The organism is Actinoallomurus acanthiterrae, assembly GCF_054775715.1.
This window is the reverse complement of the sequence record NZ_BAAHCO010000001.1, coordinates 4899456-4913676: the sequence shown is the minus strand read 5'-3', so window position 1 is coordinate 4913676 and position 14221 is coordinate 4899456. Positions and strand designations below refer to the sequence as shown.

General features: G+C 67.5%; 16 protein-coding genes and 2 pseudogenes. 8 read left to right on the top strand and 10 right to left on the bottom strand.

From position 1 onward, the window contains the following. Positions 1-131: 131 nt before the first annotated feature. The 6 genes and pseudogenes from ACYVF7_RS23645 to ACYVF7_RS23620 form a co-directional block, all read right to left on the bottom strand. Positions 132-356: pseudogene (locus ACYVF7_RS23645) on the bottom strand (lipase); the annotation flags it as partial. Further along, positions 356-595, bottom strand: a complete 240-nt coding sequence (locus ACYVF7_RS23640) for a hypothetical protein (RefSeq protein ID WP_460344538.1) — start codon at positions 593-595, stop codon at positions 356-358. The pseudogene ACYVF7_RS23645 and the gene ACYVF7_RS23640, both read right to left, overlap by 1 nt. A 42-nt stretch (positions 596-637) precedes the next feature. Then, positions 638-754 (bottom strand): annotated as a pseudogene (locus ACYVF7_RS23635) (IS982 family transposase); the annotation flags it as partial. A gap of 73 nt (positions 755-827) precedes the next feature. Then, the gene (locus ACYVF7_RS23630; protein WP_460344535.1) at positions 828-1682 is read right to left on the bottom strand and encodes a hypothetical protein; all 855 of its coding nucleotides are present in this window, start codon (positions 1680-1682) and stop codon (positions 828-830) included. Continuing rightward, a complete protein-coding gene (locus ACYVF7_RS23625) occupies positions 1675-2505 on the bottom strand; it encodes an ABC transporter permease (protein WP_460344532.1) in 831 nt (276 codons plus the stop codon). The genes ACYVF7_RS23630 and ACYVF7_RS23625 overlap by 8 nt, the downstream gene beginning before the upstream one ends. Next, complete coding sequence (locus tag ACYVF7_RS23620; protein ID WP_460344529.1) at positions 2502-3428, bottom strand: ATP-binding cassette domain-containing protein; 927 nt, start codon at positions 3426-3428, stop codon at positions 2502-2504. The genes ACYVF7_RS23625 and ACYVF7_RS23620 overlap by 4 nt, the downstream gene beginning before the upstream one ends. Positions 3429-3628: 200 nt before the next feature. On the opposite strand from ACYVF7_RS23620, the gene ACYVF7_RS23615 reads away from it, so the two are divergent. The 8 genes from ACYVF7_RS23615 (at position 3629) to ACYVF7_RS23580 (ending at position 11584) form a co-directional block, all read left to right on the top strand. Beyond that, the gene (locus ACYVF7_RS23615; RefSeq protein ID WP_460344526.1) at positions 3629-4819 is read left to right on the top strand and encodes a sensor histidine kinase; all 1191 of its coding nucleotides are present in this window, start codon (positions 3629-3631) and stop codon (positions 4817-4819) included. Further along, complete coding sequence (locus ACYVF7_RS23610) at positions 4816-5472, top strand: response regulator (protein ID WP_460344524.1); 657 nt, start codon at positions 4816-4818, stop codon at positions 5470-5472. Before ACYVF7_RS23615 ends, ACYVF7_RS23610 begins: the two co-directional genes overlap by 4 nt. Positions 5473-7047: 1575 nt before the next feature. After that, positions 7048-8019: a TerC family protein gene (locus ACYVF7_RS23605; protein ID WP_460344521.1), complete on the top strand. Its 972-nt coding sequence runs from the start codon at positions 7048-7050 to the stop codon at positions 8017-8019. A 171-nt stretch (positions 8020-8190) separates the two neighbouring features. Continuing rightward, positions 8191-8784: an alpha/beta fold hydrolase gene (locus tag ACYVF7_RS23600; RefSeq protein ID WP_460344518.1), complete on the top strand. Its 594-nt coding sequence runs from the start codon at positions 8191-8193 to the stop codon at positions 8782-8784. After that, positions 8781-9050: an alpha/beta hydrolase gene (locus ACYVF7_RS23595; protein WP_460344515.1), complete on the top strand. Its 270-nt coding sequence runs from the start codon at positions 8781-8783 to the stop codon at positions 9048-9050. Before ACYVF7_RS23600 ends, ACYVF7_RS23595 begins: the two co-directional genes overlap by 4 nt. Before the next feature lie 287 nt (positions 9051-9337). Continuing rightward, positions 9338-9622, top strand: coding sequence for an AfsR/SARP family transcriptional regulator (locus ACYVF7_RS23590; protein WP_460344512.1), 285 nt, complete (start codon positions 9338-9340; stop codon positions 9620-9622). A gap of 481 nt (positions 9623-10103) precedes the next feature. Further along, the gene (locus tag ACYVF7_RS23585) at positions 10104-10754 is read left to right on the top strand and encodes a YHS domain protein (RefSeq protein WP_460344509.1); all 651 of its coding nucleotides are present in this window, start codon (positions 10104-10106) and stop codon (positions 10752-10754) included. After that, positions 10751-11584, top strand: coding sequence for a class I SAM-dependent methyltransferase (locus ACYVF7_RS23580; RefSeq protein ID WP_460344506.1), 834 nt, complete (start codon positions 10751-10753; stop codon positions 11582-11584). Before ACYVF7_RS23585 ends, ACYVF7_RS23580 begins: the two co-directional genes overlap by 4 nt. Before the next feature lie 132 nt (positions 11585-11716). Here the strand turns inward: ACYVF7_RS23580 and ACYVF7_RS23575 are convergent, their stop codons facing one another. The 4 genes from ACYVF7_RS23575 to ACYVF7_RS23560 are packed head-to-tail and all read right to left on the bottom strand — an operon-like array spanning position 11717 to position 13818. Beyond that, complete coding sequence (locus ACYVF7_RS23575) at positions 11717-12256, bottom strand: hypothetical protein (protein ID WP_460344503.1); 540 nt, start codon at positions 12254-12256, stop codon at positions 11717-11719. An 11-nt stretch (positions 12257-12267) separates the two neighbouring features. Beyond that, complete coding sequence (locus ACYVF7_RS23570; protein ID WP_460344500.1) at positions 12268-12540, bottom strand: hypothetical protein; 273 nt, start codon at positions 12538-12540, stop codon at positions 12268-12270. After that, positions 12527-13177: an ABC transporter ATP-binding protein gene (locus ACYVF7_RS23565; protein WP_460344498.1), complete on the bottom strand. Its 651-nt coding sequence runs from the start codon at positions 13175-13177 to the stop codon at positions 12527-12529. Before ACYVF7_RS23565 ends, ACYVF7_RS23570 begins: the two co-directional genes overlap by 14 nt. Then, complete coding sequence (locus tag ACYVF7_RS23560; RefSeq protein ID WP_460344495.1) at positions 13174-13818, bottom strand: TetR/AcrR family transcriptional regulator; 645 nt, start codon at positions 13816-13818, stop codon at positions 13174-13176. The genes ACYVF7_RS23565 and ACYVF7_RS23560 overlap by 4 nt, the downstream gene beginning before the upstream one ends. Between the last annotated feature and the right edge of the window lie 403 nt (positions 13819-14221).

Genomic DNA, 14221 nt, shown 5'->3' with positions numbered 1-14221 from the left:
CAGCCGGTCCCGGCGCCGTCGGGAACCGGGGTCACCACCCGGCCGTCGGGGAACTCCACCAGGCCGTCGTAGGTGTGGTCGATCGTGGCCACCACGTATCCCCGGCTGGCCAGCTCCTCGACCACCACACTGTTGGCCGAGCGGAAGGAGTTGTTGCCCGGGGAGTACAGCACGACGGGCAACCGGCCCTCGCGCCGGTCGGCGGGGGCGCCCTCGTGCCCGTGGGTCTGCGGCAGCAGGACGGCTCCCGGAGGCAGGCCCTCCTGGCGCAGGTACTGGGCCGCTGCCTTGGGCGGCAGCCAGGGCGCCACCGGGTACGCGGCAACCTTCCTGGCCGGATAGGTCAGGCTGATCATCAGCTCGCGGTCGTGGCCGGCGCGGCGAACGGGTCCTTCCTTGAGCGGTCGACCAGATGCAGGGACACCGTGCCGAGCGGGGAGGGGCCCGTCGGCGCAGGAAGGGTCAGCTGGGGCGGGGCGGCGGCCTGGGGCCGGGCCTGGGTCTTGAGCTGTGTCTTGGCCTCGGCGGCAGTCGGTACGGCCAGCGACACGACGGCCAGCAGGGCGGCGGTGCCCACCACTCGCGGGGAGATCACACGCACTCCTTCAGATCATTGGAAGTGGGGGTGCTCCGAAGCACAGATGAGTTCGGAGTCGGTCAACAGCGGCGGGCGGCCACGCCGGCGCGGCCCGGCGATCTCGTCGTCGATCTTCACGTTCAGTGCCGTCAAGAGGGTGTTCAGTTCTGCCGTCACACACGGATCTTGAACACCCTCTCCGCGTTCCTGCCGGAACGCCACGCCCCGAGATCACTTCGGAACTACTCATCTAGGCGTCACGGGACATGCGCCAGGCGCCGAGGCCGAGGAAGACGAGCAGGTATATGGCCAGTTCCACGAAGGCCATGGTGATCGTCGGGGCCCGCAGTGCGCTGGTGCCCGACTGCGGGTGGATTCTGGAGAGGGTCTGGTAGGCGCTGACGAGGAGCCAGCGGTCGGGGACGTAGGACCATTTCTCGACGGCGTGGGTGGCGCCGTAGGTGAGCCAGATGAGGGCGAACATGACCGAGATCGCGCCGGCGGTGTGCCGGATCAGGGCGCCCAGGCCATAGCCGATCAGGCCGACCACGGCGAGGTAGAGGCCGGTGCATGCCACGGACCGCAGTACGCCGGGATCTTGCAACTGGACGTCGAGGTTCTTTGCGGACAGCATCCACTGGCCGCCGAGGAAGGTGACGAAGGCGAGCGCCAGGCCGGCGGTGAGCATGACGCCGCCCCCCACCACGGCCTTTGCCGCGAAGACCTTCCCACGCCTGGGTACGGCGGAGAATGTGGTCTGGATCATGCCCGTCTCGTACTCCACGCTGATGGCGAGGACCCCGAGCACGCCGAAGGCAAGCTCGCCGATCTGCATTCCGGCGAAGGCCTCCGCCAGCGGATCGAATGACGCCTTGTCGGCGGCGGACATGGTGTTCCAGGTCTCCGTGACCGACAGGGTGTCGAACAGGCCGAAGGCGAGCACGAACAGCAGCGCGCACAGCAGAGTCAGCCAGGTGGACCGGACCGAGCGTAGCTTGATCCACTCGGAGACGAGCATCCCCCGCGTGACGAGGAACCCGCCACGGCGTGGGGGCGCCGAGACAGACGCCTGACCTGATCGCAGCGTCATGACGGGTTCAGGCATCGCGGGAGACCCTCCAGGCGCCCAGCGCGAGGAACACGACCAGGTAGAGCGCGAGGCTGGAGTAGGCCAGTTCGAGGGACGGTATCCGCAGCGCGGGTTTCCCGGTGGCCGGGTGCGTCCTGGTGATCGCGTCTGCGATGTTGAACAGGAGCATCCGGGAGGGCAGGTAGGAGAGGTGATCGAGGACTCTTCCGATCGGGTAGGCGAGCCAGAGCATCGCCACCAGGGCCGCGATCGCACCGGCGCTGTGCCGCAGGATCGCACCGAGCCCGAATCCGATCATCGTCACCACGAACAGGTACAGACCGGCGGAGAGAACGACCCGCAGCACGCCGGGATCTCCCAAATGAACATCGAGGTGCTTGGACGACAGCATCGCCTGCCCCAGGAAGAACGACCCGAAGACCAGCAGCATCCCGAGGACCAGCGAGACCACGCCGACCACCAGCGCCTTGGCGGCATAGACCCGCCCCCGCTGGGGCACCGCCGAGAACGTCGCACGGATCATGCCCGTCCGGTATTCGGTGCTGATCGCCAGCACCCCGAGGACACCGAACGCCAGCTCGCCGAAGATCAGCCCGATGAACGAGTCCCCCAGCGGATCGAACTGCGCCTTGTCCTGGGCGGTCATCGTGGCCCAGTTGCTCGCGTCCGACGAGGTGGCCAGCACGCCGAGCACGACGGCGACGAGGGTCGCGAACAGCACCGACAGATAGGTGGAGCGGACCGAGCGCAGCTTGATCCACTCCGACCGCAGCACCCCGCACCCGGGCAGGAAGGAGCGCAGTACCCCGCGCTGGGGTAGGGAAGGCTGTGCGGTCATCGCCTGCCACGCTTTCCGGGGTCGGTCGCGCGGTATTGCACGGAGGTGTCGGTGAGCTTCATGTAGGCCTCCTCCAGCGATGCCTGCCGCCTGGCCAGCTCGTAGACCTCGACGCCGTTGGCGGCGGCCACCTGGCTGATGGCCTCGGTGGTCAGGCCGGTGACCGCGAGCCCGCCGTCCGGCTCGGCGACGACTTGGGCGCCCTTGGCGGTGAGCAGGTCGGCGAGATATCGGCTCTGTGGCGTACGGACGAGAACGTCGTTCAGCGAGCTCGACTGGATGAAGTCCGCCATTCCGGTGTCGGCGATCAAGGCCCCTCGACCGATCACGATCAGGTGGTCGGCGGTGAGCGCCATCTCGCTCATCAGATGGCTGGATACGAAGACCGTACGGCCCTCGGCCGCCAGCGACTTCATCAGGTTGCGGATCCATACGATGCCCTCGGGGTCGAGCCCGTTGACCGGCTCGTCGAACATCAGGATCGGCGGGTCGCCGAGCAGGGCCACGGCGATCCCGAGTCGCTGCCGCATCCCGAGCGAGAAGCCGCGGACCCGCTTGCGGGCCACACCGGACAGGCCGGTCTGTTCCAGGACCTTGCCGACGCGGGAGCGCGGCAGGTCGTTGGTGACCGCCAGGCACTCCAGGTGGCTCCTGGCACTTCGCCCGCCGTGCACCGCGCCGGCGTCCAGCAGGGACCCCACGACACGCAGCGGCTTCTCGATCGTACGGTAGGCCACGCCGTTGACCAGGGTCCGTCCCGACGTGGGGGTGTCCAGCCCGAGGATCGTCCGCATCGTCGTGGACTTGCCCGCGCCATTGGGACCCAGGAAGCCGGTGACCTGGCCGGGCCGGATCGCAAAAGACAGGCGGTCGACGGCCTTGACAGGGCCATAGCGTTTGGTGAGCTCATAAACTTCGATCATTGGGTCTCCTTGACCAGGGGCGTCCCTCACCCCGCGTTCCACAGTGCCGGTCCAGGCGACTGCGAATCGTCCCCCGGCGGGGCCCTTTCTCGGCTCTGCGCAGGGGCGTACGACTGGCGCGATCATCGCTGCGGCTATGCCTGTGGGGATACGCCCGCAGGGCGATGCCATACCCGGGAAAGCGCCCATACGCTCGGGTTATGCATTCTGAGCCCCGCCCGCCACTGTTCAGGTGGGTGCGCGCCGGGCACTGGCAGGCGCTGGACTACCTCGCCGCCGCGGCATGTGCCCTGCTGATGCCGATGTCGTTGTGGAAGTACATGCGCACGCCGGGCATCGCCCTGCTGGTGCTCTCCGGGACCGCGCTGGTCGCTGCGGCGGTGGTGCTGCGGCGGCGGTACCCGCTGGCCGCGACCGTCGCGATGACCGTCTCGATCCTGATCATGCTTCCAGTCCACGGCGGCGCGGGTGTGGTTCCGCCGGTCATGGCGATGCCCTATGTCCTCTACTCGGTGGCCTCCATCTGCCGACCCCGCACCGCGTTCATCGCGCTCGCCGTGGCGCAGGCGCCGGTACTGGCGATCGCGGTCTCGCCCAGCCGGGGCATGATCATGTTCGTCTTCCTCTTCGTCACCGTGTGGACGGTCGGCTTCGCGGTGGGACAGCACCGCTCCTACACCGAGAACCTGCTCCGGCAGCAGGCCGCGCGGCAGGCCGAGCAGACCAAGGCCGAACTGCACAAGGCCCAGCGCCAGGTCACCGAGGAACGGATACGGATCGCCCGCGAGCTGCACGATGTGGTCGCGCACAGCATGAGCGTGATCACCGTCCAGGCCGGTTTCGGCCATCTCGTGATCGACGAAAAACCAGCCGAGGCCCGCACCGCGCTGGGCATCATCGAGTCCACCGGCCGGGAAGCCCTACGGGAGATGCGCCGGCTGCTCGGATTGCTCCGCGAGGAGGATCCAGACCGCGCGACAGAAGGCCCCACCCGCGCCCCCACACCGGGGCTGGCAGATCTGGAGCGGCTCGTGACGCAGACCGCCCAAGCGGGCGTACGGGTCGAACTCGCCATCAGCGGGCAGCCCCGCGACCTGCCCGCCGGGATCGACCTGTCGGCCTACCGGATCATCCAGGAGGCCCTGACCAACGTGGTGAAGCACTCCGGGACCACCACAGCTCGCGCCGTCATCGACTACCGGGCCGACGAGCTGACCATCGAGGTGACCGACCACGGCAGCGGCGGCGCCACACCCCCGGTCCACGGCCACGGCCTGCACGGCATGCAGGAACGGGTCAACCTCTACGGCGGCTGGTTCCACGCAGCCCCCCTGCCCGGCCAAGGCTTCCAGGTCGCCGCCCGGCTCCCACTGGCGGAGAACCCCACATGATCCGTGCGGTGGTCGCTGATGATCAGACCTTGGTACGGGCCGGGTTGCGGGGCATCGTCGAATCAGCCAACGATTTGACCGTGGTAGGCGAGGCGGCGACCGGACTACAGGCAGTTGAGCAAGCCCGGCTCGAACTGCCCGACCTCGTGCTCATGGATGTGCGAATGCCCGAAATGGACGGGATCGAGGCCACCCGCCTCATCACATCATCCACGGCCGTACGCGTCCTGATACTGACCACCTTCAACCTGGACGAATACGTCTACGGAGCACTACGCGGTGGGGCCAGCGGCTTCCTGCTCAAAGACACCCCACCACTGGATCTGCTGGCCGCCATCCGGGTGATCGCGGCCGGCGACGCGCTGCTGGCCCCCGGCATCACCCGGAGACTGATCGAGGAATTCGCGGCCAGACCAGAACCCGACCCCTTCCCCACCACCCCCGCCGCGCTCGAGGCCGTCACCGACCGCGAACGCGAAGTCCTCACCCTCGTGGCCAAGGGTCTGACCAACGCCGAGATCGCCCAACGGCTACACATCAGCCCCGGCACAGCCAAAACCCACGTCCGCCGGCTGCTCGCCAAACTCAACGCCCGCGACCGCGTACAACTCGTCATCATCGCCTACCAGACAGGCCTGATCACCATCCGCTGACACGGCAGCACCGTGGCGCCGACCACCTCCTCCACCACACCGCATCAGTCGCGAACCTCGCAATGAGCCCACCGAGGACGACAAGCGGGGTGCCTGGGCTCGACCTGTCCACCGAGGCGGCTGGCACCGGTTGCATCCACCACGGTGGTGCACGGCAGGGAAGGTTGCTCTCATGGGTGTGAATTGCGGCCATGCAGCACCCGGCAAGGGCCGTCAGCGGGTTGCGTGGGTGCTCGGCGAGTGCTCGTACGTCGCGGTACCGCCCGGCAGCACCCGGTACGGCATCGAACCGATCTGCTGGAGACGGGACGGCGAACGCGGACCAAACGACACGTACCGGCAGCGCGAAACACGGTGCGATATCGCCTTCTTGACAGAACTGTGGACTTTTAATCCATAGGTTCTGGGTTCGAGTCCCAGGCGCCCTACCACTTATCTTGCCGCTGACCTGCGGTTTCTTTCCGCTAGCGGATCATGTAGTGATCGTTCAGGGGGCGTGGGTGCTCCCTGGGTGCTCTTTGGTCGTGATCTTGTCGGATGCGGTCACCATCGCGGGTTGCTTCGGCAGTATCGGACGTGGCCCAGGCCGAGTGAGCCCTGACCGATACGTTCACAGCTGAGGGATCCCCGCCTCCGCGTTGCACGACGCCATCCGGTTCCGGCATCCATCCGCCGATGACGCCGAGCAGGGGTGAACTGGATGGTTTCGGCGCAGGAGTACCGCAGTGGCCGGACGCACGGCGAAGCGACGGACGATCCGATGTTCACCGTTCTGCTCATCGACGTACCGCGTCACCACGACGGAGAGGGCGTGCTCCTCCCGTCAGCCCAACGGCAACAGAACACGAGCTGATTCGAGCCTGCCGGGCGGCGCCGTGATGGGAGGTCGATCTGCCCAATGAGGAGCCGGTTGGACCAGATCACCTCGACGACGTGGTGATCGCGGGCGCTGTGGTTGGCTGACGGGCGCGGGACCAGGACATCCAGGCGGCGCAAGTCCGTGTACAACTCCTCGTGCACATGATGAGTGAGCGGGAAGTCATTTCCATCGCCAGCGGTATCCGCCGCGTCCGAAGTACGGGGTGGTCAGGATGTGGTGAATCTGTGCCCATGTCCGTAGTGTTTCCCATGGCACAGGCCACAGGTCTTGGCCGGAGCATGCGGTGGCGGCCAGTACCTTGCAGACCGAGACGATCAGTGGGCCAGTGCTGCTGGCGGCCGCTGCGGCGGCACCCGGATGGGCGAACAGTCCGTGGGCCGCCTTCTACGCCCACATCCGTGACTTCCGCTTCGGAGTCCCGCGCTGGTGCTGGACCTGTCGGCGGAGCACTGGACCGCCGAGGCCTGCTGACCGTCTTCCTCCTGGCCGTCGGCATCGAACTGAAACGCTCGGTCGGCGCGGAAGGCGATCGTCACGCCGATATAGTCGCCCCTCAGGAGGGGAGTATTCCTTCGCGGCAGTGTCGTCACCACGGTCCCAGGAGCCACATGCGGCCCGGTGCTGTCGGTCCTCACGATGAGTGAGAGCGGAAGAGACCTCCGGGGCCGTTGTCTGCCACCGGAGGAAGTGTTCTTGTGAACGTCACCCTTTGGGTCTGGGGTCTCACCCTGCTGGGGCTGCTCGCGTTCATCATGTTCGACCTGTGGGTGGTCGACCGTGGAAAGCCACGCGACTTCTCCCTGCGGCAGGCGACCGCGTGGGTGACGTTCTACGTCCTCCTGGCGATCTGTTTCGGCATCGGCCTGCTGTTCGTGGTCGGGGCCGACTATTCGGCGCAGTTCTTCGCCGGCTACCTCACCGAGTACAGCCTCAGCGTCGACAATCTCTTCATCTTCTATGTGATCATGGCGCGGTTCGCCGTTCCCCGGGCCAACCAGCACAAGGTCCTGCTGATCGGCATCATGATCGCGCTGCTGATGCGAGGGATCTTCATCGCCGTGGGCGCCGCCGCCCTGGCCCGGTTCGAGTGGCTGTTCTACATCTTCGGCGCGTTCCTCATCTGGACGGCGTACGGCCTGGTGCGCGGTGAGCCCGACGAGGACGAGTACGAGGAGAACATCCTCGTGCGCTGGATCTGCCGGGTCGTCCCGACGACGGAGGACTACCACGAGCACCGGCTGACCGTCCGCATCGACGGCAAGCGCCTCATCACCCCGATGCTGATCGTGATGGTCGCCATCGGATCGACCGACCTGCTGTTCGCCCTCGACTCCATCCCCGCGATCTTCGGGCTGACCAAGGAGTCCTACCTCGTCTTCACCGCGAACGCCTTCGCGCTGATGGGGCTGCGGCAGTTGTACTTCCTCCTCCGGGGACTGCTCGACCGCCTCGTGTACCTCAGCAAAGGGCTCGCGTTCATCCTGGCCTTCATCGGCATCAAGCTCGTCCTCGAGGCGATGCACACGACCTGGTTCCCGCACGTCCCGGAGATCTCGACCGGCCTCTCCCTCGCCGTCATCGGGGCGACGATGTTCGTCACCACCGTCGCCAGCCTCATCAAAGCCCGGCAGAGTCCCAACGCCATGGATGCCGTGAAATCCAGCTGACGCCTACGGAAACTCAGGCACTCGCGGCGCAAGCAGGAGAGAACTAATGCCTCGCCCAGGAAGGTCGGATAGGTAACCGGTTCGGCGGATCCGATCGAACTGCGCTGCCGCGGCATCGCTAGTGGGTCAGGAAGATTGGACGGACCCGGTGCCGCCGAGCACACTGGCGCAGTGCCCACCGTGTACAAGAGTTCGCGCCGCCGGCTCGCGGTGCGGCAGTGGTGTTCGGATGCTTTGGCGCGGGCCGACCTCCCACTCACGATTACGGCGCTCGACACCAGCGCCGGCCGGGTAACGCTCGTGTCGGCCGGACGCCGAAGGCCACGGGTCGTCGTGGTGCCTGGCACCGGCTTCAACGCCGCGGTGGCCCTGCCATGGCTGCGGGCGCTGTCGGCACGCTGGGCGACCACGGTGGTGGATCTGCCCGGTCAGCCCGGACTCAGCGACCCGCACCGGCCTCGACGGGGAAGATTGGCCTGGTACGGCCAGGTACTGGACGAGATCCTGACGGTCGCGGACCTGGACCGGGTTGTGCTGGTGGGCAATTCGCTGGGAGCGGCGGTGGCCCTGGTCGCCGGCTCACCCCGGATCGCGGCGCGGGCGCTGGTCTCGCCCGCCGGTTTCATCCGTCTCGCGGTGGACCCGACACTGGCGCTGGCTTCGGCCCGGTGGCTGCTGCGTCCCACACTGAACACACCCGCGGCATGCTTCGGTTGTTCGTCGCCCCCGGTGAGGACCCGCCCGAGACCGAAGTGGAATGGATGACCCTCATGGCCGCCGGTTGCCGCACCACCCTGGCCCCGCCGCCCCTGCCGGCCGAACTGCTGGCCCGCCGCGCCGACCGGCCCTGCGTGGTCGGGGTGGGAGAGCATGACCGGTTCCTCCCACCTCGGCGACTGGCACCGGCACTGCGCCGGACCATGGACCTCGACCTGCGGGTCCTCCCCAGCATGGGCCACCTGACCACCCCGGGTCACCTCGACGATGTGGTGTCACTGGTAGCCGAGGTCGCCGATCAGCCCACCAGCTGAACAACATCACGAGGCCACAGCACCGGACGGATTCCGTGGAACTGACACCGGTGGCCGGTCGGGCTACGTACGTGGGCGATCCGATAGCCGGATCTTCGACGAATTCGCAGGTCGATCCAGATCAGCCAGGACGAGTCGGTCGGTGGGAACACCCGCTCGCCGTCGGCTGATCTTCGGCTCATTGCTCGTGGCAGGGTCTTTGGTATGCGGGTGTCGATACTCGGGCCGTTGGAGGTGGCCGCTGACCACAACGTGGTGGATATCGGCGTGGACGGCTGAGGGCGCTGTTGATCCGGCTCGCGGTCGACGTCGGCCATCCGGTCACCGCGAAGTCCCTGATGGATGCGCTGTGGCCGGAGGTGGCTCCGGTCAATCCGGCGGCAGCGTTGCAGTCGCTGGTGTGGCGGCTGCGTCAGGCGCTTCCGAACGGCAGATCGTGCGATCCGGGAGTGGTTGGTATCAGCTTGATCTACCACCGGATGCGGTGGACGTCTGTCTGTTCGAGCGACTGGCCGGCGGAGGCAGGCGGGCGCTACGGGCGGGGGACGCCGAGCTGGCGTGGCGTCGGGTGAGGGAGGCGCTGGCGTTGTGACGGGGTGAGCCGCTGATCGATGTGCTGGACGCGCCTTATGCGGTGGCCGCTGGTGTCCGACTGCGGGAGTTGATGGCGGCGCAGGTCGCGGTGGGCGTGGCGGAACTCGCGCTGCGGCGCCAAGCCGCCGAGGACGCCGCCGTGTGCTCGGCGCGGCCCATGCGTTGCGCGGTGCCCTGGCCACGGGCAACCCCGACGTCCGCAGATTGGGCCACAAGCTGCGAGCCACGCTCGACCCACGTGCATACCAGGCCTATGACCAAGGTCGGCGCCTCGGCCGTGACGACGCACTCGCCGCCATCGCCGACCGGCTGGTGTGCTGACCGCCGCTCGACAGCCGCCGAAAGCCGGATGTGACCCGGTTGAGAGTCATCTGACAGGCCGCCGCGCCAACGTGTGCGATCAGACCGTTCGACGCGCCCGGATCAGCGTCGACTCAACCACGCACGGAGGACCTGGAGATGATGTTCCTTGAGCTGTTCGTCCCGCGCGGGACGTACGACACCGAGCAGCTGCGCCGGCTTGCCGAGAGGCTCACCATGAAGCAGTTGCTGACCCACGTGGACGCCATCCGTGACGTGATCGACGCCGGCGAGGCGTCCAGCGCCAATCCCGGCGTGCTCGACCTTCTTGAATCGATCAACCATGTGGTCGTGCACGAGATCGGCACCTGGATCGGCGGCGGGCGTACGCTGGGCCCGGCCGAGCCGCCCCGCTACGTGGCGCGTGTCTACGTACCAGGCCCCTGGCGCAAGGCCATCAGCGCGTTCCTCATCGCAAGCATCACTCGAGCGATCTCGCAGACCGACCCCGAACCGGAGCGGTGCTACCGCGAGCCGCGCGTCGAGGTCCACGTCATCGGCGTGCCGGAGGGCGGATACGGGGCGTTCGGCCGCGTCGTCGATGAGTCGGCGCTGCTGAATATGATCAGCGACGCCAAGACCGACACCCCGATCCCGGACGATCCCAACATGCTCATCGACCCGGTGTGCGGCATGGTCGCCAGCACCATGGTGGCCACCCTGGAACACCAGGGCACGACCTACGGCTTTTGCTGCGCCGGCTGCCGCCGCCACTTCGCCGACAAACTGGCTGAGGAGGCGTCCCGGTGACGTCCACCATCCCGAACGCCGACCAGGCTGAACAGTGGAACGGCGAGGACGCCGTCCACTGGGTCCATAACGCCGATCGGTACGACACGATGGCCGGCGGATTCACCGAACATCTGTTCACTGCGGCCGCCATTACGCCGGACGATCGGGTACTCGACATCGGTTGCGGCACTGGCCAGACCACCCGCATCGCCGCTCGCGCCGCCGTCCGTGGCCACGCGACCGGCATCGACGTCTCCGAGCCGATGCTGGATCTCGCGCGGCGCCGCATGGTCGAAGAAAACCTGCCCAATGCGACCTTCGTGCTCGGCGACGCCCAGGTGCACCGGTTCCCGGCCGCGGCGTTCGATCTGGCCATCAGCCGGGCCGGTGTGATGTTCTTCGCCGATCCCGTCGCCGCGTTCGCCAATGTCGGCCGCGCGCTCGAGCCCGATGGTCGCCTGGTTTTCGTCTGCCACGGTAGCCCTACGCGCAATCCCGTCCTCGACGCGTTGCCGACCGCGGGCATCACCCCGAACCTGGCCACCCAGGCTCCCGGCGTGCTCACCTTCACCGACCCCGGCCAGGTGCGCGACATCCTGACCATAGCGGGATTCCGAAGCGAGTCAGCCGTCCCATTCGAGACCGACGCCGCCATAGGTGGGACCGCATCCGACGCCGCCGACTTTCTGCTCAACGGGAATCTGCGTGCGTTGGTTCAGGGTGCCGATGATGAGGCGCTGAGCCGAGCCCGCACCGCCATCGCGGCTGCCCTTCGTCCATTCGCCGAGGCCGAGGCCGTGCGGGTGCCCGCCGCGGGGTGGCTACACACCGCAATCCGGACCGCCTGACCGGAACTGCACGCTCGTCAGCGGCTGATGACGGCCGCGCAGATGACCACATCACCCCCATGAAGGCAGGGCTCTCCACCACATCTCCGTCCCGCTCGAGGTACGTCGCGCGCTGGCCGACAACGGCGAGCGTCAGGTGGTGTGCCGTCGGGTTCGGGTTCTGATCCGGAAGATGATGAGGCCGGCGGCGGTGAAGCCGATGGCCCACGTGAGTCCCAACGCCAGGTGACGCCACAGGGCGGTGTGGCCGAGTGATCCGCCGACGGCGAATTGCATGGGGCCGAATGAGGGGAACCACTGCAGGATGGGTTTGTTGGCAAGCGGGTTGCCGAGGGGGTTTTGCAGGAAGGTGTCGGTCAGCCCGCCCATGATGATGATGAAGAAGCCCTCCAGGTCGCCTTTGACCGTGACGCCCAGGAGAAGGCCGAAGGCCCCGTAGATAAGGGCGATGACCGCGAATCCGGCGAAGATCGCTGGCCAGCCCGTCAGCCCGGGGCGCCAGAAGGCGACCAGCACGGCGGCGGTGTATCCGGCGACACCGATGGCGATCAAGGCGACCGCCAGCGTCTTCGCGGCGATCAGGACGCTCTGCCGGTAGCCGGCGAACACCAGACGCCTGTCGAAGGTGAGGGCTTTGCGGACGGCGTCGAAGACGGCGAATCCGACGATCATGGTCAGGGAGTTCAGACCAGCGCTGAGCAGGTGAGGTGGCCTCCGTCGACGTTGATGACCTGGCGGGTGGCGAACAGCCGGAAGCTCAGGGGCTTGTGTCCGGCCATTGCGATCATGAGCAGGTACCAGGCCGGGACGAAGGCCACCAGCAGCAGCGCGGCCAGGCGGTTGCGGGTCTGATTCCGGACGGCGAACCGCAGCGCGGTCGAGAACTGCCCGAACGCCGGCGCCGGACGGGAGGCGGCGGGTGAACCGGTGGCGGACGCGAGTTCAGGAGTCGGCATGGTGGTCCTTCCCGGTGAGCGTGCGGGGCATGAGGCGGCCGTCGGCCAGGTCGGCGAGCGTGTCGAATCGGTCCTGTTCGAAGACCAGGTGGGTGATGATCACGATGGCCTTGCCACGTGAGCGCAGGTCGGTGACCAGGTCCCAAAAGCGCAGGTAGGTGTCCCAGTCGAAGCCTTGATAAGGCTCGTCCAGCAGCAGCACGTCGGGATCGTGGAGCAGCGCCAGCGTCAGGTTGAGTTTCTGTCGGGTGCCGCCGGACAGCGCGCCGGCGACGTGCTGCCGGTATCGCGGGTAGCCGAGCCGGTCGAGTAGTTCCTCGGCCCGCCGCAGATCCGGTAGGCGGTAGGCAGCGGCGAAGTAGCGCAGATGCTGGTCGACGGTGAGGTTGTCGTTGAGCACGGGCTCCTGAGGGCAGTATCCGAGAGTCCCGGTCAGTCGCACTTGGCCGCTGTCGGCCGGAAGTGTGCCGGCAAGGGTCTTGAGCAGTGTCGATTTGCCGGCGCCGTTCTCCCCTACGACGGCGATCAGTTGACCTGCCTCTACGACGAGGTCGGCACCGCGAAGGACCTGGTGCTTGCCGTAGGACTTGTGCACGTTCCGGGCTTCGAGCACGGCGGCGGATGTGGTGGTGGTCATTCCTGCTCTCCCCCGGGGTTGTCGTCGGCTTCGGTCAGCAGTCCGGCGGCGTAGACGGTGAGCATCTCCCGGGCCCAGCGGGCGATGCCCTCCTCCGACAGTGGGTCGACGCCCAGGACATCGGTGAGCTGGTCGCGTAGCAGCAGGACGGCGAGGTCGTTGGCCATCAAGAACGCGGCGCGCACCTCGGGGTCACGCCCTGGCACCGCCAAACCGGCCTCCGCCAGAGCGCTCAGTGTCGCCTGGCCGGTGTCGAACAGGCGGTGGAACAGCCGCGTGCCGGCGTCACCTCCGCTCAGCAGCAGCCTGCGCAGATAGGCCGGAAGCGGCGAGTCGGGCGGCAGGTGCCGCAGCATCATCTCCACCAGCGACCCACTCGCGGCCGGATCGTAAAGATCCGGGGCGCCTGGGCGGGTCATCTCCCCGAGCATCGCGTCGAACATCTCCAGCACGTGCTGATCGACCACCTCACGCAGCCCTTCCTTGGATCCGAAGTGATGGACGACCAGACCCGCGGACACGCCGGCCGCCGCGGCGATCTGGCGGACCGTCACTGCCTCCGGCCCGTGCTCGGCGAACAACCGCAACGCCTCGTCGCGGATGATCGCCCGGGCGGTCCGATCGTCAGGCATTGAACGCATGTACAGCATGCTAAACATGGGTTCAATCTTTGTCTAGTGCAATAATTTGCCTCGTGGAGGGCGCAGGGATGGGCACGGCTTCGACCGCTGGCCCGGGCGCGGTTCACGATGTGGGCGATCCCGCACGGTGCGGGTATCGATCCAGCGCCTCGACGGGCCAGTGCCAACCTGGCGGGAGTTCCTGGCCGCCCAGGTTCAGGCCGCCCGGCCTACGACAACCCTCACCCGGCGCCACCACCGTTCCGCCGGGCGCTGCCTCACGCCCCCTGAGCACCGCTTTTCGGATTGGCCAGTCGAGTACCGGGCGCCGCCACCGTTCGACCGCGCACTGCCAGGGTTTCTCAGCCGACGCGAAACTCGGAAGGCGAGCGCCGCCGTGACCCCGTCGCGTATCGAATCGAGT

What these genes read in the sequence shown, in the direction of transcription:
- ACYVF7_RS23630 (WP_460344535.1), bottom strand. Translation starts at nt 1,682, where the DNA reads ATGCCTGAACCCGTCATGACGCTGCGATCAGGTCAGGCGTCTGTCTCG.
- ACYVF7_RS23625 (WP_460344532.1), bottom strand. Translation starts at nt 2,505, where the DNA reads ATGACCGCACAGCCTTCCCTACCCCAGCGCGGGGTACTGCGCTCCTTC.
- ACYVF7_RS23620 (WP_460344529.1), bottom strand. Translation starts at nt 3,428, where the DNA reads ATGATCGAAGTTTATGAGCTCACCAAACGCTATGGCCCTGTCAAGGCC.
- ACYVF7_RS23615 (WP_460344526.1), top strand. Translation starts at nt 3,629, where the DNA reads ATGCATTCTGAGCCCCGCCCGCCACTGTTCAGGTGGGTGCGCGCCGGG.
- ACYVF7_RS23610 (WP_460344524.1), top strand. Translation starts at nt 4,816, where the DNA reads ATGATCCGTGCGGTGGTCGCTGATGATCAGACCTTGGTACGGGCCGGG.
- ACYVF7_RS23595 (WP_460344515.1), top strand. Translation starts at nt 8,781, where the DNA reads ATGACCCTCATGGCCGCCGGTTGCCGCACCACCCTGGCCCCGCCGCCC.
- ACYVF7_RS23585 (WP_460344509.1), top strand. Translation starts at nt 10,104, where the DNA reads ATGATGTTCCTTGAGCTGTTCGTCCCGCGCGGGACGTACGACACCGAG.
- ACYVF7_RS23575 (WP_460344503.1), bottom strand. Translation starts at nt 12,256, where the DNA reads ATGATCGTCGGATTCGCCGTCTTCGACGCCGTCCGCAAAGCCCTCACC.
- ACYVF7_RS23570 (WP_460344500.1), bottom strand. Translation starts at nt 12,540, where the DNA reads ATGCCGACTCCTGAACTCGCGTCCGCCACCGGTTCACCCGCCGCCTCC.
- ACYVF7_RS23565 (WP_460344498.1), bottom strand. Translation starts at nt 13,177, where the DNA reads ATGACCACCACCACATCCGCCGCCGTGCTCGAAGCCCGGAACGTGCAC.
- ACYVF7_RS23560 (WP_460344495.1), bottom strand. Translation starts at nt 13,818, where the DNA reads ATGCGTTCAATGCCTGACGATCGGACCGCCCGGGCGATCATCCGCGAC.